The organism is Paenibacillus methanolicus, assembly GCF_008124765.1.
GTDB lineage: Bacteria > Bacillota > Bacilli > Paenibacillales > Paenibacillaceae > Paenibacillus_Z > Paenibacillus_Z methanolicus.
Window position 1 is genome coordinate 1,025,738 of the sequence record NZ_VNHS01000001.1, and the last position, 19,617, is coordinate 1,045,354.

General features: G+C 58.5%; 23 protein-coding genes. 5 read left to right on the plus strand and 18 right to left on the minus strand.

What is annotated here, in order from left to right; translation table 11 throughout:
- Nucleotides 1-48: 48 nt before the first annotated feature.
- Nucleotides 49-2,190: an AAA family ATPase gene (locus tag BCM02_RS03930; protein WP_148927717.1), complete on the minus strand. Its 2,142-nt coding sequence runs from the start codon at nt 2,188-2,190 to the stop codon at nt 49-51.
- 128 nt (nt 2,191-2,318) lie between these two features.
- Nucleotides 2,319-3,776, minus strand: a complete 1,458-nt coding sequence (locus BCM02_RS03935) for a DNA/RNA non-specific endonuclease (RefSeq protein WP_148927718.1) — start codon at nt 3,774-3,776, stop codon at nt 2,319-2,321.
- Nucleotides 3,777-3,955: 179 nt separating this feature from the next.
- Between BCM02_RS03935 and sdaAB the strand changes: the two genes are divergently transcribed.
- Complete coding sequence (gene sdaAB / locus BCM02_RS03940) at nt 3,956-4,687, plus strand: L-serine ammonia-lyase, iron-sulfur-dependent subunit beta (RefSeq protein ID WP_148927719.1); 732 nt, start codon at nt 3,956-3,958, stop codon at nt 4,685-4,687.
- Nucleotides 4,684-5,562 (plus strand): L-serine ammonia-lyase, iron-sulfur-dependent, subunit alpha, encoded by an 879-nt coding sequence (gene sdaAA / locus BCM02_RS03945; protein ID WP_148927720.1) that lies wholly within the window; start codon nt 4,684-4,686, stop codon nt 5,560-5,562. The genes sdaAB and sdaAA overlap by 4 nt, the downstream gene beginning before the upstream one ends.
- Nucleotides 5,563-5,604: 42 nt before the next feature.
- Here sdaAA and BCM02_RS03950 read toward each other — a convergent pair whose 3' ends face one another.
- From BCM02_RS03950 to tdh, 5 genes are all read right to left on the minus strand, one after another.
- On the minus strand, nt 5,605-6,000 hold the full coding sequence (locus BCM02_RS03950; RefSeq protein WP_222870985.1) for a metallophosphoesterase family protein: 396 nt from the start codon (nt 5,998-6,000) through the stop codon (nt 5,605-5,607).
- Nucleotides 6,001-6,016: 16 nt separating this feature from the next.
- Nucleotides 6,017-6,193, minus strand: a complete 177-nt coding sequence (locus BCM02_RS35625; RefSeq protein WP_222870986.1) for a metallophosphoesterase family protein — start codon at nt 6,191-6,193, stop codon at nt 6,017-6,019.
- 183 nt (nt 6,194-6,376) lie between these two features.
- Entirely contained in the window at nt 6,377-6,526 is a 150-nt protein-coding gene (locus tag BCM02_RS35140; RefSeq protein ID WP_187434034.1) for a hypothetical protein, read from the minus strand.
- 136 nt (nt 6,527-6,662) lie between these two features.
- On the minus strand, nt 6,663-7,841 hold the full coding sequence (locus BCM02_RS03955) for a glycine C-acetyltransferase (protein WP_148927721.1): 1,179 nt from the start codon (nt 7,839-7,841) through the stop codon (nt 6,663-6,665).
- Complete coding sequence (gene tdh, locus BCM02_RS03960) at nt 7,816-8,925, minus strand: L-threonine 3-dehydrogenase (RefSeq protein WP_148927722.1); 1,110 nt, start codon at nt 8,923-8,925, stop codon at nt 7,816-7,818. Before tdh ends, BCM02_RS03955 begins: the two co-directional genes overlap by 26 nt.
- 182 nt (nt 8,926-9,107) lie before the next feature.
- On the opposite strand from tdh, the gene BCM02_RS03965 reads away from it, so the two are divergent.
- A complete protein-coding gene (locus BCM02_RS03965) occupies nt 9,108-9,668 on the plus strand; it encodes a helix-turn-helix domain-containing protein (RefSeq protein ID WP_148927723.1) in 561 nt (186 codons plus the stop codon).
- Between the two features lie 124 nt (nt 9,669-9,792).
- Here BCM02_RS03965 and BCM02_RS03970 read toward each other — a convergent pair whose 3' ends face one another.
- From BCM02_RS03970 to BCM02_RS04020, 11 genes are all read right to left on the minus strand, one after another.
- Nucleotides 9,793-10,809, minus strand: coding sequence for a S66 family peptidase (locus BCM02_RS03970; RefSeq protein ID WP_148927724.1), 1,017 nt, complete (start codon nt 10,807-10,809; stop codon nt 9,793-9,795).
- Between the two features lie 42 nt (nt 10,810-10,851).
- Nucleotides 10,852-12,180 carry a DRTGG domain-containing protein gene (locus tag BCM02_RS03975; RefSeq protein ID WP_148927725.1) on the minus strand — a complete coding sequence of 443 codons (1,329 nt, stop codon included), beginning with the start codon at nt 12,178-12,180 and terminating at the stop codon, nt 10,852-10,854.
- Between the two features lie 153 nt (nt 12,181-12,333).
- Nucleotides 12,334-12,534 (minus strand): hypothetical protein, encoded by a 201-nt coding sequence (locus BCM02_RS03980; protein WP_148927726.1) that lies wholly within the window; start codon nt 12,532-12,534, stop codon nt 12,334-12,336.
- A 55-nt stretch (nt 12,535-12,589) separates the two neighbouring features.
- Nucleotides 12,590-12,781 (minus strand): hypothetical protein, encoded by a 192-nt coding sequence (locus BCM02_RS03985; protein WP_148927727.1) that lies wholly within the window; start codon nt 12,779-12,781, stop codon nt 12,590-12,592.
- A 291-nt stretch (nt 12,782-13,072) separates the two neighbouring features.
- Nucleotides 13,073-13,675 (minus strand): NAD(P)H:quinone oxidoreductase, encoded by a 603-nt coding sequence (gene wrbA / locus BCM02_RS03990; RefSeq protein ID WP_148927728.1) that lies wholly within the window; start codon nt 13,673-13,675, stop codon nt 13,073-13,075.
- A 270-nt stretch (nt 13,676-13,945) separates the two neighbouring features.
- Nucleotides 13,946-14,731 carry a DeoR/GlpR family DNA-binding transcription regulator gene (locus BCM02_RS03995; protein ID WP_148927729.1) on the minus strand — a complete coding sequence of 262 codons (786 nt, stop codon included), beginning with the start codon at nt 14,729-14,731 and terminating at the stop codon, nt 13,946-13,948.
- A 143-nt stretch (nt 14,732-14,874) separates the two neighbouring features.
- Entirely contained in the window at nt 14,875-15,873 is a 999-nt protein-coding gene (locus tag BCM02_RS04000; RefSeq protein WP_148927730.1) for a cation diffusion facilitator family transporter, read from the minus strand.
- Nucleotides 15,874-16,199: 326 nt separating this feature from the next.
- Nucleotides 16,200-16,922, minus strand: a complete 723-nt coding sequence (locus BCM02_RS04005; protein WP_148927731.1) for a DNA alkylation repair protein — start codon at nt 16,920-16,922, stop codon at nt 16,200-16,202.
- Nucleotides 16,919-17,539 (minus strand): DNA-3-methyladenine glycosylase family protein, encoded by a 621-nt coding sequence (locus tag BCM02_RS04010; RefSeq protein WP_148927964.1) that lies wholly within the window; start codon nt 17,537-17,539, stop codon nt 16,919-16,921. The genes BCM02_RS04005 and BCM02_RS04010 overlap by 4 nt, the downstream gene beginning before the upstream one ends.
- On the minus strand, nt 17,539-18,081 hold the full coding sequence (locus BCM02_RS04015; protein ID WP_246183181.1) for a methylated-DNA--[protein]-cysteine S-methyltransferase: 543 nt from the start codon (nt 18,079-18,081) through the stop codon (nt 17,539-17,541). The genes BCM02_RS04010 and BCM02_RS04015 overlap by 1 nt, the downstream gene beginning before the upstream one ends.
- 2 nt (nt 18,082-18,083) lie before the next feature.
- A complete protein-coding gene (locus BCM02_RS04020) occupies nt 18,084-18,713 on the minus strand; it encodes a bifunctional transcriptional activator/DNA repair enzyme AdaA (protein WP_148927733.1) in 630 nt (209 codons plus the stop codon).
- Nucleotides 18,714-18,913: 200 nt separating this feature from the next.
- Between BCM02_RS04020 and BCM02_RS04025 the strand changes: the two genes are divergently transcribed.
- Entirely contained in the window at nt 18,914-19,219 is a 306-nt protein-coding gene (locus BCM02_RS04025) for an antibiotic biosynthesis monooxygenase family protein (RefSeq protein WP_148927734.1), read from the plus strand.
- Entirely contained in the window at nt 19,216-19,596 is a 381-nt protein-coding gene (locus BCM02_RS04030; protein WP_246183182.1) for a globin family protein, read from the plus strand. Before BCM02_RS04025 ends, BCM02_RS04030 begins: the two co-directional genes overlap by 4 nt.
- Nucleotides 19,597-19,617 lie beyond the last annotated feature (21 nt).

Consider the following 19,617-nt stretch of genomic DNA (forward strand, 5'->3'; position numbering starts at 1 on the left):
TCTAGGAACATCTGACTACGCAATTTTACAAGATTCGACTTGAATGAATCAGAAAAAACCTTCCCATTCGCCCGGCAGCAGAATTTTGCCGGTCTTCCGCAGTTCTTGCCGCGCCGCGGCGACCAATTCCCGCATCCCAAGCGGGTTTCCGGCGGATGCCGCCATGAAGGCCGCCGTCACGACGATGTTTTTGATGCTGCCTCCGGCGACCTCGATTTTGCGTCCGAGCAATTCAAAATCGACATCTTTCGACAATGGCGTGGCGGATGGGACCATCGAACTCCATAGACGCGCGCGATGCTCGGCATCCGGGAACGGGAACTTGATCACCAGGCTGAGGCGGCGCATGAACGCATCGTCAATATTTTGCTGGAAATTGGTGGCGAGAATCGAAATGCCGTCGTACTCTTCCATTTGTTGCAGCAAATAAGCGGTCTCGACATTCGCGTATTTATCGTGCGCGTCTTTCACTTCCGATCGCTTGCCGAATATCGCGTCGGCCTCGTCGAAGAAGAGGATCGCATGGGAACGCTGCGCTTCGTCGAAGATAACGCGCAAGTTTTTCTCCGTCTCGCCGATGTACTTGCTGACGATCTGGGACAAGTCGATTTTGTACGCTTCCATGTTCAGCTCGCTGGCCATGACCTCGGCAGCCATCGTCTTGCCCGTGCCTGGCGGGCCGGCGAACAGCATGCTGACCCCCTTGCCATAGGACAACTTCCGCTCGAATCCCCACTTGCCGAACACTTCGCCCCGGTAGCGCATCATTGCGCTAGCTTGCCGCAGCATGTCCAGCTGCTCTTCCGGCAGCACGAGATCCGACCACTGATAACGGGGATTCAGCCTGCGGGCTTTGTCGCCCATCCGATGATGCGCCTGCGCCCTTGCGCCTTGCTCGTAATGCCCCGCCGCGGCTTCTACGCCGTCCAACCGCGCCTTCTGCGCGGCATGCTCGGCAGCCCTGCGGATAAGCCCGGGCGTGAAGCGATACTTGGCGGCAAGCGCTTCGGCTTCTCGTTCATTCAGCTCGCCGGCATTCATCCACAGACGCTGCCGGAGCATGATATCCGGGACGGCAAGCTCTGCCTGCAGCACCGGCGTCCCCTCTTCCGCGGGGAGCGCGCCCGGGCCGCGCGGCGACAAGGTGAGCCAGAAGACCGGGCTCGGATAAACGCTGGTCCATGCGAGCAGCTTCTCGCAGCCGGCATCCTCCTCGCCCCCCGGCTCTGCCGGTTCCAGCGCGACGACCGCGCCCGCTAGACGCGCTTCCCGGAAGAAGCGATGCAGCAGCTGGTTCGTCTCCGCCGTCCACTTGCTCTCGGGCTGAAGCCGGAGCTTGTACGCCGGCTTGCCCAGCGACGCGGCAACCAAGGCCGCGTGCGTTGTCTTCCCCGCGCCATCGCCGCCCCAGAGATGAATTAGCATCGGTCCGGCCGGCCGTCTCGCCTCGTTCATCCGGACGAAATGCAGCAGCCTCTCCTGCAGCTCCTCGACTTCCAAGAGCGGCCATTCGGATTGCCTCGGCGTTGGCAGCGGCTTGGCATGCGGCGTCAGCCTGTGGTCGAATTCGGACGTGCCGAGCAAATACGAAACGATGCGCGAATCGAGCCGGAGCGGCTTGGACAGCACGCCGGCCGCGCGCTCTCCCTCTTCCATGATCCATTTCATCAGCGGGCCGTCTTCCTCGAAAGTTCCGCGCTCCGCGTATTGCCCGGCTTCGTTCCCGCCGAACAGTTTCAGCGCCAGATCAGCCGTCGGATGCTTGCACGTCACGTCGTCCTGCAAATAACCGAACAGCTTCTCGTACTTGCGGTTCAGCTCGGGCGCGAGCGCCAACATGACGCATTGCCGCTCGAAGGCAAGCAGGCCGAAGCGTCCCGCGAGTTCCAGCAGCGGCAGCGGACGATGTTCGGCCAGATTGGCGGCTAATCGCGCGTCGATCTCGCTCCTTCGTTCCTGAATGATTCGCTGGCGAACCCCAAGCGAATCGCTCAACGCCTCATCGCCGGCAGTCTCGTTCAGGAGACGAGCGACTTCTTCTTCGGTGACGAGCAGCCCGCGCATCGGGTCGAACGGGTTATCGCGTTCGAGTTCGATTCGGCAATCCAAGCGGAACTGAATCAAGGCATCGAGCAGAAGAAGCTCGTCTCGCCAATGCTCGTAACCGGTAGTATAGGGAGTGGAAGCCATAATACGATGTCGCTCCTATCGGGTTTATCTTCTCTCTAGCTGCCGCACTATTTGACATAAAGAAAGGAGCGCACCATGCGAGTACGCTCCTTTTTCGCGCCATGGACCGCTTAAACGGCCTGCCGGCGTCATCGTTTGCGTTTGCCGCGCGGAAGCGCGATCATCAGGTCGTTCTCCAGCGCGTTCCATGCAACGGACATCGTCGCTAGCGTTTGCTCGTGCGTCAAATAATTGTGCATGAGATTCGCGTCGTTAACGATCAGCTGGCCATCGGCCAAAAACTGGTTCGCTCTGTCTATCAGCGGCGCTCTAAGCGTCACGAAGGCCGGATTGTTAATAAAGTGATTCACCCGGTCGACGTGCTCTTGCGCCCGCTGCTGAATGCTGCCCTCAATCCGAACGTAGTCGTTATTCCGATGCAGCGGATAATTGCCTTGGCCGTAGAGCGTAGGTCCGGTTAGCGTCCAATTGTTGATATCCTTGCGCAGCGCCGCGGTATCGCCGTGTTTGTTATCGAACTCGTACTCCTGGATTTGGACGTCCAGACTGGTCGGCAGCGAGCTCTCGGGTCCGACCGTATCATCGCGGCCTCCCGGGTACGTCGCGGTTACTTTGTAGCTGAGCACTTTGTTCTCGCCCAGCACCGCTTGCTTGGCGCTCTTCTCGAAATTCGATTCCATCAGCCGGTTCGCGGTGGCGGAGATCGGCGCCAAATTCTCGACCGCGTCCCCTTTGCCGTGAAGATGGTGGTTCAGCAAATGACCGGCGATATAAGTCGCTTGTCCGCCCGTGAGCGCGTTGACCGCCTGCAGCAAGGGACTGCGCGCTCCCGCCTGCGGCTCCGTGCCGCGAAGCGCGCCGGGATTGACGGTGACGACCGCATCGACGCCGCGGCCGTCCGCGCTCGCGACCGTGCCTCCTCTGCCGTCGGAAATCGTGAGATTGACCGAATTCCATGCAGCCGTCGATGCCGGTCTCGCCTGCGCGCCGGTCTGGCCTCCGTATTCGTCGCCGGGCAAACTCTCCATTAATACGGACAGCTCGGTCAGCCGGCTCTCGACCTCGTCTCCGTCTTGCGGCCGCCAGGCCGCCCATGCTCCTCTCGGGGCGATGCCGCGATCGATCTCTTCCGCCAATTCGCATGCCCGCTCGTGATCCGTCTTTTGCTGAACGGAGCCGTTGTCTTCGATCCACTCCCGAATCCGTTCCAAGTGCTCTCCCAGCGGCGTCGGCTCGCTGCGCATGACGAGCCGCCAACCCTCGCCTTCATGCTCGATGCAGAGCGTGTGGCGTTCCTTGTCGAACGTCTGGAAAGGCTGTCGGATCTCTTCCGGCTCGATCGCGTCGCCCGTTCGTGATTCCTCGCTTCCGACGGTATGCCCAAACTTCGGGACCGACTCCTCCTTGCCTGCTTCCGTTGCGCCGCTTGGCTTCGTTCTGGCCTTCTCGTCTTCCGCTAGCAATTGCCGTAAGCCCTGATTGCCGAGCTTTCGCTGCAGCAGATGGAGACCGTTTGCCTGCGCGCGTTTTCGATTCGAGGATCCCTGCTTCTCATCCGGCCGAGCCGGCGCGTGCTGCCTTATCATCTTCGTCTATTCACATCCGGCATCATTATTATAAATTTATTATAAGGCGCGCCAAATCGAGCTGTAAATTGAATTTGTTACAAGTTGTCTGCTTCATTTGGAATATGGTTAGCCTTATATTAAGAAGGTAAGCTTCCGTGCTTCATTATCAGTCATCCAGCGAGGATAGGTGAGCGAACTTGCGCTTTAAAGACGTGTTCTCCATTATCGGACCGGCGATGATCGGTCCTTCAAGCTCCCATACGGCCGGCGCCGCGCGAATCGGACGATTCGCCAGGCAGCTGTTCGGGGCCGCGCCGGAAGAAGCCGATATTACCTTCTACGGATCGTTCGCCGCGACGTACGAAGGCCATGGCACCGATATCGCGATCGTCGGCGGCTTGCTCGACTGGCAGACGGACGATCCCCGAATACCGAATTCGCTGCAGATCGCGGTGGAACAAGGAATCGCGGTCGCGTTCCGCGAAGGACGAGGCGCGTTCTCGCACCCGAATACGGCGAAGCTGCTGCTCCGTTCCCAATCCGAAGGCCAGGCGCGCGAGCTCGCCGTCACCGGCACGTCGATCGGCGGCGGCAACATCGAAATTACGGCTATCGACGGCTTCAGCGTCAAATTGACCGGCATCTACCCGACGCTCGTCATACGCCATAAAGATTGGACCGGCGTCGTCGCGAGCGTCACGGACGTCATGCGGCGCAGCCGGACCAATATCGCGTTCATGTCGGTCGACCGCAAGGGCCGAAGCGGCGACGCGCTTACCGTGCTGGAGCTGGATTCCCCGATAACCGAGGCCTTGATCGCGGAGATCGGACAGATTGAATCGGTCAGCACGGTGCATATCGTGAATTTGCAGGAGGCCGCGGCGGACGAAGATGGCATCAGCACGAATACCCAGGAGGAACAACCATGAATTTTCGCACCTTAGATGAACTATCCGCGCTCTGCGAGAGCCGCGGTCTCTCGATCGGCAAGCTCATGGTCGAGGAACAAAGCGCGGAGTCGGGACGCGACGCCGGCTTGGAATTCCGCACGATGGCCGATTACTTCCGCATAATGAAGGAAGCGGTGCAGCGCGGATTGACGGAAGATACGACCTCGCGCAGCGGATTGACCGGACGGGACGCGCAGCGCGTCATGGAATTCGGACGGGGCGGGGAACTGAGTCTGGGCGAGCATGCGGGGAACGCGATGGCCTATGCGCTCGCAGTGTCGGAAATCAACGCCTCGATGGGCCGCATCATCGCGACGCCGACCGCCGGCTCCTGCGGCATTATCCCCGGCGTGTTCGTCAGCAGCCAGGAACGTTTCGGCTGGAGCGACGAGCATATGGTCTACGGCTTGTTCGCGGCGGGCGCGATCGGCTATGTCATCGCCAACAATTCGTTCGTCTCCGGCGCCGAGGGCGGCTGTCAGGCGGAGGTGGGGTCGGCGATCGGCATGGCGGCCGGAGCGCTCGTCGAGCTGCGCGGCGGCACGCCGAAGCAGGCGATGCACGCGGTCGGTCTCGCGCTGAAGAACACGCTCGGCCTCATCTGCGATCCCGTCGGCGGACTCGTGGAAATTCCGTGCATCGTCCGCAACGGCTTCGGGTCGGTCACCGCGCTGGCGGCGGCCGATATGGCGTTGGCCGGCGTGCGCAGCGTCATTCCGTCCGACGAGGTCATTCAAGTGATGCTCGAGGTCGGCTCGGCGATGCCCGAGAAGCATCGCGAGACGGCCGGCGGCGGGTTGGCTCAGACGCCGACGGGCAAGGCGATCATGTCGCAGCTGAGGAAGAAGAAATGAACGCGCGGATCCCCGCTGCCGGCCGTGGCAGCGGGGATATTGTTAGATATGGAGCAAATAATAGCCGAATCCGTTAATCAGCGTCGTATCCTTATATTGACGTACGCGTTCATTGCGGCCGTAATTCAGATGCTGATGTCCATGCAGCATATAGCTTGGGCGATAATGATCCAGGAACGACACGAAGCTCTCGAATCCCCGGTGGCAAAGGTCTTCGCCGTCTCCGAGCTTATAGGCCGGCGCGTGCGTAACGAGGAGATCCACGCCGCCTTTCATCCACAGCTTGGGTTTCTGTTTGGCGATCCGCCACCTCATTTGACGCTCGGTGTATTGGTGCTCGCCCGGGCTATAACGGTAGCTACCGCCAAGACCGAGAATGCGGAGGCCTTTGAAAGTGACGAGCCGATCTTCGATGCAATCGCAGCCTTCCGGCGGCATTGCGCCATACGTCGTATCATGGTTGCCGTGAATATAGAAGGAGCGGCGCGTGAATCATGCTGACCAGATAAGATAAGTACGCCGCCTTCAGATCGCCGCAGGAGAGGATCAGCTCCACGTCCTTGAACCGCTCCGGGTCGAAGTGGTCCCAGATGTACTGCGATTCTTCGTCGGCCACGATTAAAATTTTCATGGTTCCCTCTCCTTCGTCTGTTTTAGTCATTATCCAAATTGTACCTGAAGAACAACGACTTGGCACCAATCTCTTCCATATATTCCGCGCGAATGCGATGCCATGCAAAAAGCCGCGTCTCCGCGGCTCTCCCTCGAGCGTATTCCTTGCACCATTACCCAGTTATAACCTTCCGCTTGCCCATCATATCGCCGAGAACCGCCGCGCAAATGCCGTCAGCTCGATCGATTGCCCCTTGTTCAGCCGCGACTCCGCCGCCGCGAACGCCATCAGATGACTGCGGAACGACGCCGTCGCCGACGTGAGACTCTCCCCCTCCCGCGCCTCTGGCAAAGGGGACAGTACGTCCATGTCGTGGCAAGATTAGTCAATGGAAAAGGCCAAATCGCGTCTATGCGCGGATTTGGCCTTTATTCTCGAAACGAAAGCAGGCGCCGAATTTTCAGCGCCTTAATCTATTCAGTGTACGCTATGGCAGCAGCCCTAGCTTGCGGCCCGCTCGCTCGAGCGCGCCAAGTACCAGGTCGAGCTGCTCGCGCGTATGCTGCGCGGTGACGATGAACCGGACGCGGCCTTTGTCGTAAGCGACGGTCGGGAAGACGATCCCCTGCGCGAACACGCCTTCTTGCAACAGCGCGTCGGAGAACGCCATCGACTCGGACGGACTGCCGACGATGACCGGGATAATCGGCGTCTCGCTCGCGCCGGTATCGAAGCCGAGCGCTTGCACCTTCCCGCGAAAATAGGCCGCGTTGTCCCACAGCATCTCGATCAGCGTCCCGCTCTCACGCAGCAATCCGATCGCTGCGAGCGCGGTGGCCGCCACCGCCGGCGTCTGCGACGTGCTGAACAGGAACGGACGCGCCTTATGAATCAAGTAGTCCTTCACGACCGCGTCGCAGGCCACATAGCCGCCGACCGCGCCAACCGCTTTCGACAGCGTGCCGATCTGAATATGGACTCTGCCGTGCAGGCCGAAATGATCGGTCGTGCCTTTGCCATTCTTGCCGAGGACTCCGCTGGAGTGCGCATCGTCGACATAGACGAACGCGTCGTACTTCTCCGCCAATTCCACGATCGCCGGCAGCGGCGCGATATCCCCGTCCATGCTGAACACGCCGTCCGTAATGACGTAACGATTCCGGTAGCCGGCGCTTTCCTTCAGCGCCTGTTCCAGCTGTTCCATATCCTTGTGGGCGTAAATTTTGCGCGCCGCCTTCGTCAGCCGGATGCCGTCGATGATGCTGGCATGATTCAACTCGTCGCTGATAACCACGTCCTCCGCGCCGACAAGCGAAGCGATGACGCCTTGATTGGCCGTGAACCCCGACTGAAAGACGAGCGCGGCTTCCGTTCCTTTGAATGCCGCCAGCTCTTCCTCCAATATGACATGAATATCGAGCGTGCCGGCGATCGTGCGGACGGAGCCGCTGCCGACGCCGTACTTCTCGGTCGCGGCAATCGCCGCTTCGCGCAGCGCCGGGTGGCCAGCTAAGCCCAAATAGTTGTTCGACGACAGCTGGATGAGCTCCCGGCCGCCGAGCGTCATGGTCGACGCCGCCCCGCTTTCCCATACCGTAAGCGGACGGTAGCGCCCCTCTTCCTTCAGCTGCTCCAGCTCGTCATACAACCGGTTCCAATTGGCCATGGTTCGTCTCCTCTCCCTGCAAGCTTACGCTGACGGGTTTCTTGTCGTGATTGAATATGATTTTGGCGCACTGACCCGATGCCATCAGATCGAATCCATATTCGTAGTCATGAAGCGCCATCCGGTGCGTGATAATTGGCGTCAAATCGATGCGGCGCTGATTGAGCAGCCCTTTCAGCTGATACCAAGTCTGATACATCCGGCGGCCGGTAATGCCCTCGATGCGCAGCCCTTTGAAAATAATATGCTTCGACAAGTCGAGCGACACGGACTGCGTCGGAATGCCCAGAAGCGACACGCGCGCGGCCGGCGCGGCGGATTCGAACGCGCTCTGGATCGCGCCGGGATGGCCGGACATCTCGAGAATGATCTCGGCGCCTTCGCCCTTCGTATATTCCGCCACCGCCTCGGTCATCGAGACCGTTCGGGTGTTGATTAAATAGTCGGCGCCCATCCGCTCCGCCAGTTGCAGACGGTACGGATTGATGTCGGCTGCCATGACGATGCCCGCGCCGCTCGCTTTCGCGACCGCGACCGCCATGAGACCGATCGGTCCGGTGCCGACGACGAGCACGGATTTGCCGACGATGTCGCCCGCGAGCACCGTCTGTACCGCGTTGCCGAGCGGATCCTGCAGACAAGCCAGCTCATAAGGCAGGTCCGGTTCGTTGTGGATCACGTTCGTCGCCTTCACGACCGCGTAGTCGGCGAAGCATCCCGGCGCCGTTATGCCGAAGCTGCGCGTATGCTGGCAGACATGGGCGTTGCCCGTCCGGCACGCTTTGCACACCCCGCACACCATATGCCCTTCCGCCGATATATAATCGCCGCGCTTCACGTGCGTCACACGGCTGCCGACCTCTTCGACGATCCCCGCGAATTCATGGCCGAACACGTTCGGCGTCACGACATTCTTCTCCGCCCATGCGTCCCATTGATAAATATGCACGTCCGTCCCGCAAATTGAAGACGCTTTCACGCGCACCAGCACCTCGTCGATGCCGCACTCCGGCACCGGCACGTTCATGAGAACGGCTCCGGGGGCCCGCTTGTCTTTGACCAATCCGATCATCGTCGCGCCCATAATGTTACGCCTCCTGCGCACGCTTGTTGATTGTTATATTAAACCATCTGTGCGCTATATTATATATTCCATACATTACATTATACACACGTGCGTTATATTGTACATAGGGAGCTAAAAAAATGTTACATCCACTGTTCGATCGTTTATAATGAAACCATCATTCCCGAAGGAGAACCGACATGGAGCATGAACAAATTCATAAGAAGATCGGCAAAAATTTGCAGGCTATTCGCAAATCCCGCTCGCTCAGCCTGGACCAGACGGCGGAGTTGACCGGCGTGAGCAAGGCGATGCTCGGCCAGATCGAGCGCGGCGACACGAACCCGACCATCTCGATTTTGTGGAAAATCGTCAATGGTCTCCATATTTCGTTCACGCAGCTGATCGAGGACAACGAGTCGGTCGCCAAAGTGTACCGGTTCGAGGACGTGGAGCCATTCGTCGAGGAAGACGGCAACTACCGCGCATTCCCGATCGTGCCTTACGAGCAGCAGAAGCGGTTCGAGATCTACACGGTCGAGATGGAGCGCGGCATCATTCACGATTCCGAAGCCCATTTCGAGGGCGTCGAGGAATATCTGCTCATGATGAGCGGCGAGCTGCGCGTCCACATCCAGGACGAGGTATTCGAGCTGAGAGCCGGCGACGCCCTTCATTTCGCCGCGGATCAGCCGCACCGCTACGAGAATATCGCGGACGAGAAGACGGTGTACCACTCGATTATTTGCTACCCGTTATAAGAGAAGCTCGGTTTGCATACAGCACTAGAGAACACAAAAAACCGGCGCCGGATGATCCGACGCCAGTTTGTGCTGCTACGATTATGATTGCCTTGAGAATGCTAACATCGCGATCTCCCTTGCGCTAAGCTTCGAAAAACTGCGTCACGACCGCCTTCCCTTCATGCGCCTCGATCTCCGCCCGCGCCCCGTTCACGAACGTCAGCTGCGGCGGCACATGACCGCAATCCACGTCGTACAGCACCGGCACGCCCAGTTCTTCGGCCAACTCCCGATACAGATCTTCGGCCATGTACCCTTCTGTCGGGCGATTCGCTTCGCTTCGCCCGAACAGCAGGCCCCCGCAATGATCGAACCAGCCCGCCAGCTTCATCTGCACGAGCGAACGCCGCATGTCCGCCATCGACAGCTCGCAATTTTCCAAGTACCAAATAACCGGTTCCTCGTTCATACGTTCTTCCCTGAACCGCTTGACGTCTCCGTATGGCGTGCCGACGAGGTGGCGTATGATGTCGACGCAGCCGCCGAGCAGCCTTCCGCTCATATGGACGCTTCCTCCGCCGACCGTCTTCCAGCGCGTCGGTTCCGTAAGGTGAAAGACGCACGGCGTCGGGTTGTCATGATCCCAAGCCTGCTGGTACATCGGCGAGGACGGCTGCCGAACCGATTCGCCGGCGCGCGTGCCGAGTACCGTCTCCCACATGCCGGTCGTCTCGTCCGCGACTTCCCCTCTAACATCGATCAGATTCGCGCCGTGCGCCGTCGCTAAGCCCGTCATCAGCGTCACGGCCAGCAGGAGCGCGCTCGTATCCGAATAGCCTAATATCCATTTGGGCTTGATCGCCTCGTAGTCGATCCGATCCACAACCTCGATCAGCAGCTCACCGCCCCACGGCGGAAAGATCAGCGAGAGCCGTTCATCCTGCAGCATCGCGTTCAACTCGGCGGCGCGAACGTCCGCGGGAGCGGACTTCGCTTTATGCTGCGTCCAGACCGTCTCGCCGACGACTAGCCGATAGCCCTTCGCTTCCAGCCGCGCGCACGCTTGTTTGACCAGACCATGCAGTTCGGGCTGCACGCCGGAGGACGGCGCCGTTATGCCGATGGCCGCCCCCGCTTGTAGGTTCGGATATCGAATCATTCCATCCCTTCCTTCCCCTCTTCCACGCGCATGCCGATCAATCTACGATTCGAACAGACGCGCCGTTACGATGGCCTGGGCTGCCCGTCTCGTCTCGAGGTACACCTCCACGCTCACTTTGCAGAAGCGGCGGCTCGATTCCACGATGGTCGGCTCAAGTCTCAGGCTGCTGTCGATCTCGATAGGCAGGAAATAATGGACGGACACGCTGTCGATATGCAAATTGCCTCGTCGCAAGCCGCTGATCGCCCGCGCCGCCACTTGATTAATAAGACTGGCCAGGATGCCGTCCGATAGGTTGCCGACCGCGTTCGTCATCGGCGCGGCGGCCGTGCCGACGTAGGCGCTTCTGCCCGCTTCGTCCTTCGTCTCTTTGAACGAGGAGCAGATTTGCTCCTCCAGCGTCTCGCCATACTGCGGCTGCAGTTGAATATTTTGCATGGAGCGAAGCACGTCCTTGCGGCTGATCACCCCCGCGAGACGACCGTCGTCGTCCACGACCGGCAGCAGTTCCAGCGATTCCCACACCATCAGGTGTCCGGCCGCGGCGACGGTCGCATGCAAAGTCACCGTATGGGGATCCGGCGTCATGAAGCGCGCGACGGGTTCGCCGCCCGCTGCCCCGATAATGTCCTTCGCCGTGATTACGCCGACCGGACGCATGTCGTCATCCACGACCGGGAACCGGTTATGATTCGTATCCCCGATCAGACGAAGCATATCGTCGACCGCTTCGCGCCGGGTCAGGTAGGCAAGCTCCCGCTCTTCCTCCATCAAATCGCCGACTAGCGCGATCTGCTTCTTGATCATCTTGTCCGAGATGGCGCGGTTGATCAGCGTCGCGACCGTGAACGTGTCGTAGTTGCTGCCGATAATAGGCAGCTCCAGCTCGTCGGCTAACGCCACCACGCCCTCCGCCGTTTGGAAGCCGCCCGTGATCAGCACGCCGGCGCCGAGCTGAAGCGCGCTCTCGTGCGCCTTCTCACGGTTGCCGACGATGAGCAGGTTGCCGGGTTCGATGTAGCGAACCATCGCCTCGAGCTGCATCGCGCCGATGACGAATTTGTTCAGCGCCTTATGTAATCCCGCCCGGCCGCCCAACACTTGGCCGTCGACAACGTTGACGATCTCCGCGAACGTCAGCTTGTCAATCTCGATCGGCTGTTTCTGCTCGATGCGGAACGTCCCGGCGCGTTCCTTCGTGCTGACGATGCCCCGGTTCTCGGCGTCCTTGATCGCCCGGTAGGCCGTTCCCTCGCTGACGTCCAGCTCCTGCGCGACTTTGCGGACGGAGATCCGCGAGCCGACCGACAGCTCCGCGATGTATTGGATAATTTGCTCATGTTTCGTGGAGAACTCCGGGGAACTCATGCCATCCGCCCTTTCGAACCGCTGTTTATCAAATATTGGCACTATTATATAACAGCGGGTAGGCTTTTGAAATAAGCGGAACAACCCCCAACGATAGCATCCCGAAGGCTGCTTCATTGGGGGCTCATATGGCGATACCATCAAAGTCGGGTTTCAATCCGCGAAACGGTAGTAATATTGCATCATATAATAATGGGCGCTCGATTTGCCGCTTGCTTCCGAACAAGCCGAACAGATCAAATCGCCTTGCCGCAACCGTTCAACAGCCTCATGTCCGTGTTCCGGCATCCGTTCTCCGCAAGAAAAGCAAATTTCCGTCGTCTCCAACATCCGAAATGGTTGGTTGTTCATCATGCGCAAGCATCCCCTTATCGATAAAGTCAGGTCAATCCTCTCCGTTACATCTTCGTTACATGGCTGCCCGATGCCTCAACTCTGTATCGGCGCGTCCCGGCTTCGCCGCCTTGTCAACCCGCGCGATCGATTCGGCAACCTCTCCTCCATCGTCGAACGCAATAGTCAAGAACCATTCGACAAACGCCCGTTCATGGCCGCACCGCTTCTCATCCGGGCCTTGTTCGAGATCGGTAGGACCATCCATTCGTTCACCTCCGCACTACAAACTGTTATATAACAAAGTGTTTTATTAATTGTTATTATATAACTGAATCACAACTGTTGCAATACTGTTTTAGATAAAAATATTGTTGTTGTATAACAGTCTTACACACACCCGCTAAATGCCATTTGCCTATTCTGCGTGATTGTTCTTGGCGACGACTCGTCCATCCGTGTCGGACCGATACCCTTGTCCGAATTCTCTCCCGCCACGCAAAAGTCAAAAAGCCCAAACGCGCCATAAGCACGTTCGGGCTTCCTATTTGAACCGTTCTTATTTCTTCACGCGGCCCGCGATGTCAACCGTCCTTTTCGCCTGGTGGATGACCGCGGCGCGTACGTCCTCGATCATTTTCCCTTCCTGGTTGACCGTTACGCTCGTCCCGTACGGATTGCCGCCGGAGCTGAACGTCACCGGATCGGTGTAACCCGGACCGGCTATGATGGCGCCCCAATGGTACATCGTCGTATACAGCGACAAGATCGTCGCCTCCTGTCCGCCGTGCGCATTCTGAGCCGAACTCATCGCGCTGACGACTTTGTTGACGAGCTTGCCGTTAAACCACAAGCCGCCCGTCGTATCGAGGAACGCTTTCATCTGCGACGGCATGTTGCCGAAACGCGTCGGCACGCTGAAAATAATCGCATCCGCCCATTCGAGGTCGGCCAACTGCACGGTCGGTACGTCTTTCGATGCCTCTGCATGCGCCTTCCAAGCCGGGTTGGAATCGATCGCGCTCTGCGGCGCGGTCTCCGCGACCTTCAGCACCTTCGCCTCCGCGCCCGCTTCCTTCGCGCCTTCCGCCGCCCACTGCGCCAGCTGGTAGTTCGTGCCGGTCGAGCTGTAGTAGATGATGGCCGTATTTACTTTCGTCATCCTTATCCTCTCCTTCGCGTCCAAATTTGAATTGAGTTGCCATACTTTACTATGGCCAAAGCCGGTTGGACTATACTTCGACCGAAGCGTTGTATCCGCGCATGTTCGTAGATTTGCACACGCCTTTGTCCGCACGTTAAACATGCCGGATATTCGTACCAACCCGAACGAGTACCGGATAACACAAAAAAACAGACCCCTTAGGGTCTGCTGCCTCGATAATTATGTACATGGTTGCGTCAACCTTGATCGGCATTCTTGCAACGAAAGCTACTCCGCGCGAATCCATTCCACGTTCAGACGCGCCAGCTCGCTCTCCCAATCGGATGGCATCGCCGCGTCGCTGATAATGATATCGATGTCCTTGTATTCCGCGATTTTGAACTTCTGGGCGCTGCCGATTTTCGAATGGTCGGTCAACACGACCGTCTGCTTCGCGTTCTCGATCATCCTCGCCATCAGCATGCCGTTCTCCACGTCGAACCCGGTGATGCCGCTCTGGAGCGTGATGCCGTCGATCGCGATGAACGCTTTGTCCGCCACGAACATGGAGACGATCTTCTCCGCGATCGGACCGAATACGCGCGCGTGCTTACTGCTCACTTTGCCGCCGATGAAATAGATATCCCCATCGAAGAGCTCTTTGTTCCGATAGTCCATAAGCAGATGCATAGCCGAGATCGAAACGGTCAGCACCGTTAGATTCTTCTTATTGAGCAGGTAGTGGATCATCTGCTGCGAGGTCGTGCCGTCGCTGATGAACAGCACGTCGTTGTCCTCGACCAGCGATGCCGCCGCTTTGCCGATCCGTTTCTTCTCTTCGGCATGCATCACTTCGCGGCTCAGCTGCGCAGGTTCTTCGCCGAACGCGTTGATCTTGATGGCGCCTCCGTAAACCCGCTTCAGCTTCTTCTCCTCTTCGAGCTCCTCCAAATAACGGCGGACCGTCTCGGAAGAGACCTGCAGCGCTTCGACGAGCTCGAACGACTTGACCTTGCCCTCGAGGTTCAGCTTATTCAGAATATAGTCTTTTCTCTCTTCTCCTATCAATGACAACGCGGGTGCCCCCTCTTCGCGAAATCTGTCTCTCTATTATAACGCCGCCGCCATAGAATGTCTTCTAGGTGAGCAGCGTTGTGCTTGTTAACGAAGAAAGAAAACGGACCGCTCCCGCAGTCCGTCCTCAAATTAGGAGGCGATTAAACTTTAGCCGCGCCGGGCTTCCAGTTCTTCACGCCGTTATCTTCGATAATGCCAAGCGTCACGTCGGCAATGTCGACGTCCTTCAGCAGACTGTCCCTCACTTTAAACTTGATATCGTCCGCATCGGCGAGCGTCAGGCCCGGCTTGAGCTCGATCAAGCCTTCGACGTGGTAATAGCGGCCTTCCTGCAGGATGCGCATCTGAAAAATATCGGTGACGTGCGGGTTCGAGAATATGATGCGCGCGACCTTATCTTCCACGTCCGGCGGCGCCGACACGCCAATAAGGCCGACCATATTATCATACCCGACGCGGAACGCGACGCCGATCATGAGCAAGCCGATCAGAATCGTCGAGATCCCGTCCAGCAACCAGAAGCTAGTCATCGAAGTGACGATGACGGCGATCAGCGCCAGCATCGCGCCCGTCGTCGCGACCAAATCTTCATAAAATACGAGTCGCGTCGGCGGCGCGGCGCGTCCGACGTTGCGGAACGCTTGCGTCACGATCGCCATGCCCTGCGCTTCGACGCGCGCCTCATGCACGATCTCTTTCATCGCCTTAATTAATACATAACCGTCCACGGCGATCGATAAGATCAGCACGGCCAGATTGAGCCAGAAGCCGTGCGATTCGGTCGGATGGGCCAATAGATGGAATCCTTCGCGGATCGTCTCGTACGCCATGACCGTCACGACGATGACGGCGACCATGCAGAACAAGTTAATAACCCTGCCGAAGCCGGCCGGGAATCGCTTGGTCGCCTGCTTCTCGGCAAGCACGCTGCCCGTGAAGACGAAGGCTTGATTCACCGCGTCGGCGATCGAATGCATCGTCGACGCGAACATGGCGCCGCTGCCCGTCATGACGGCCGCGATGCCTTTGACGATCGCGATGCCGGTATTGCCGATGGCGGCCGTGGCGGACGATGTATTGCCTTTTTTCAATAATGCGAAGAAACCAATGCCACTACTCGTGCTACTGTCGGAATCCATTACGAGAATTTGCCTCCTTGTCATATACAACCATCCTCTCTACGCGCGAACGATCCTGCAGTTTTATAGTTTTATTTAAACCGATTGGCGCAAATCTAGCACATTCGAATCGCGAGAAATGCACCGGATCGATTTGAGGCAAGCTGCCGCGCCGTTCCATCATGAGCTCCGGTAGCCGCCTGCGATCCATCCGAGAAAGTCAAACCCCCCGGAGCGCGCTGCGGGGGGTTACGTCATTATGAACATGAATTTGGATCCGACAACGCAAGCAGGATTACCCCGCATTCCGTCGAGTTTTGCGGTTGCCCAGGAAATATCGCACGCGGTTATTTCCGCTTCATGCCGCGGATCATCGCTTTCTCGGCCGCGTCCACCTGACGGGACTCCGTGATCTTCTGAAGCGATTTGCTGTAAGTGAAATCATCCAGTCGATTTTCGCGAAGATAGGCCAGGGTCGCGTCCGGTTGCTTCACATAGCTGATCGAGACCGCCCACGCAACCGCCATCTTCACGTAGTAGTCCGGATGCTCTACCGCATCGAGAAGCGCTAGCACTCGGTTTATGTAGTCGTCGGTCAAATAATAATGGAGCAGCATGACGACGCCGAAACGCAGCTTGTACGGTTCATTCGAAGCGAAATACGGAGCGATGAACGACCACATATCCGTCAAATGACGCTTCGTTCGCTTCAGATCGTTGCAGAACGAGTCGCATATCGACCAGTTGTTGATCTTCGGCACGAACGCCGCGATCCGAGTTTGCCATTCCGGAAAATCCGCATCCAGCTGCGCGATCACCATCCCCTGCAGCATCGTCTCCTCGAAGTACTCGTCCGTCGCCTCGTCGAGATAAGCTCGCCAGTCGTCTTTAGCCAGCTTCGCGGCCAACTTCCTGAGCGCGGGCAAACGTACGCCCAAGACGTTGTCGATGTTCGGAATCAAAGATGAAGCAAACAGGCGGTATCGGTCTTCGGCGGCGTCGGATAATTGTTGGCGGATCCAGCTGTTCGCGTCCACGTCATTGACTCCTTCGGCATGTTGATTGCTCATGGGGTGCTCGAGATTTCCCACAAGTAGATCGAGGCGACCGAGCCATAGGGCGAGTATCGCACGCGGTATTCATCGAATTGAGCCTTCGTCAATTCGGGCAGGCCGTACAGCTTCATCATTCCGCGCCGGATCGCGACGTCGCCCCAGCTGACGACGTCCGGACGTTCGAGCGAGCCGATGAGCAGCATCTCCGCCGTCCATCGTCCAATTCCCTTTAATGCCGTTAACGATTGAATGACTTCGGCGTCCGATCGTTCGTTCAGCCGGCCTAGGTCAAGTTCTCCGTCTAACTCGGCGCAAGCGATCGCGCGAATTGTCGCCGCCTTGCGCATCGTGACGCCGCATTCTCGAAGCGCTTCAACGGGCAGCTCCGCCACGCGGCTAGGCGTCATCTCGCCTACCCGTTGCTGCATCCGCAGCCAAATTGCGTCCGCCGCCTTAACCGAGATCAGCTGGCCGACGACCGCATGCGCGAGCGCGCCGAACGGATCCGGGATGATCGTGCGTTCGATGCGCCCTATTCGCGAGATCGCCTCTCCCATATTACGGTCTTCCCGCATCAAATGCGCGATCTCGGCTTCGCCGTAGTCGAAAGTCTTCGTCGTCACGTACCGCATCATCGGATCTCGCCGTTCGACGGCACGCGTCGCTCCAGCTCCAGCAGATGGCGTTTCATCTCCAGTCCTCCGCGATAACCGGTCAGCGCGCCGTTCTTGCCGATCACGCGATGGCAAGGTATGCCGATCAACACCGGATTCGCGCCGATGGCGGTACCGACGGCGCGGACCGCATCGGGACGTCCGATGCGCTGCGCGATCTCCGAATACGAGGACGTCTGTCCATATGGAATATCCAGCAGCGCCTGCCATACCTTCCGCTGGAACGGCGTTCCCATCAAGTCCAACGAGAGGGTAAATTCGCCCTGCTCCCCTTTCAAATAGGCGAAAACTTGCGCTGCATATTGGGCCATCGCGTCCTCGTCATTATCCAGCGCGACGCCGCCCGGGAATGCCCGTTTGAGCCCGCGCTCCAACTCCTCGTACGAAGCGCCGGGCGAGCCGACGTAGCATAAGCCCGACGGACTTGCCGCAATCAAGAGCGGTCCCGGCTCAACGTCGATCTGCGCCCACCGGATGGAAACCGGCATCGTTTGCGTCATCTTCATCCTTCCTTTCCGCTTGGTTCGATCTTCTGCATGGTCGTTCGGAATTCGGCCGGCGTCATGCCGGTCTTCCGCTTGAACAGCGTCGTGAAGTACGGCACGTTCGTCAATCCGACATTGGCCGCCACCTCCGAGATGCTTAGTCCGGATTGCGCTAACAAGCTCCGCGCCTCGGCGATCCGACGATGCTGAATATAGACGATCGGCGTCACGCCTTGCAGACGCTTGAACGTGCGGTGCATATGGAAGACGCTGCCGTGGCAAACCTGCGAGAGCGACTCCAGCGACAGATCCTCCTGCAGATGCGCGTCGATATAATCGGTCATTTGATGAACCCACTCTTGGTCCGGCATTCGTTCGCCCGTCGGCTTGCAGCGCTTGCATGCGCGGAAGCCCGCGCCGGCGGCATCCCGGGCGTCGTCGAATACGAGCACATGGTCGCGCTTCGGCTCCCTTGATTTGCAGGACGGCCGGCAGAAGATGCGCGTTGTTTTCACGGCATAAAAGAACGTGCCGTTAGATGCGCCATCGCACGCGATAATCGCATCCCATTGTTGGTCGGACGCCGGCCTGCCCTCACGGGGCCTATCCCGCTCCCCGCCGTTCGATCCGCTTTCGTTTGAACGCATCCTACGCCTCACCTCCATTCCCATTATACCTGCAAAAGCGAACTTATGTACGTTCGTCGGATAGAAGCGCAAGATTGCGAAAGCCGCCTCTCGCCTCCACGCCAGCCGCATGCCGGGCTTCCGTCCCCCGTCTTGCTTGACGACGCGCGCGCGTCGCTTGTACCATGAATCTACTAGCGTAATGATGGAGGGAGACTTACATGTATATCGCGCATTCCACGTTCGACGTCCCTCCGCACAAGGCGGACGAGGTCATCGCCATCTACCGGAATCGCTCCAAGACCGTCGACGAGGCGCCTGGCTTCATCCGATTCCTTCTCCTTCAGAACGAGCAGAAGCCGGGCGAATTGACCGTGCATATGGAATGGGCGAACAAGTCGGATTATATGGCATGGATAACCGGCGAGCAGTATAAGCGCATTCAAGCGCTAGAGCGGCAATATCCCGACCCCGAGCTTGCCGGCGTGATTCCTTCATTCAGCAAATACAAGGTGGTGGCGCAATGAGCGGACAGCCCGACATCCGGATGTACGACGCGATTATTCGGGAAGTCACGGACGGGATTTACGAAGCCTACCCCGAGCTGTTGGACAAATACGGCGAATCCGGCAAACGAAAATGCATCGAAGATAACGAGCATCATTGCCGATATTTGGAGACGTCGCTTGCGCTGAAAGACGACAAGGTGTTCACGGATTATGCCCTCTGGTTGAACAACCTGCTCCAACAGCGCGGCATGAGCGCCGATCACGTCATCGACAACTTCGAGCGGATCGCAGCCGCGGCGCAGGGACGAATGCCCGAAGAAAAGCAGATCCGCGTCGCCGAGCTGCTCCAATCCGCCATCCGTTCGCTCCGAGGCGATGATCAGCAATCCCCCTAATGACGCGAAAGCCCCGCTAGC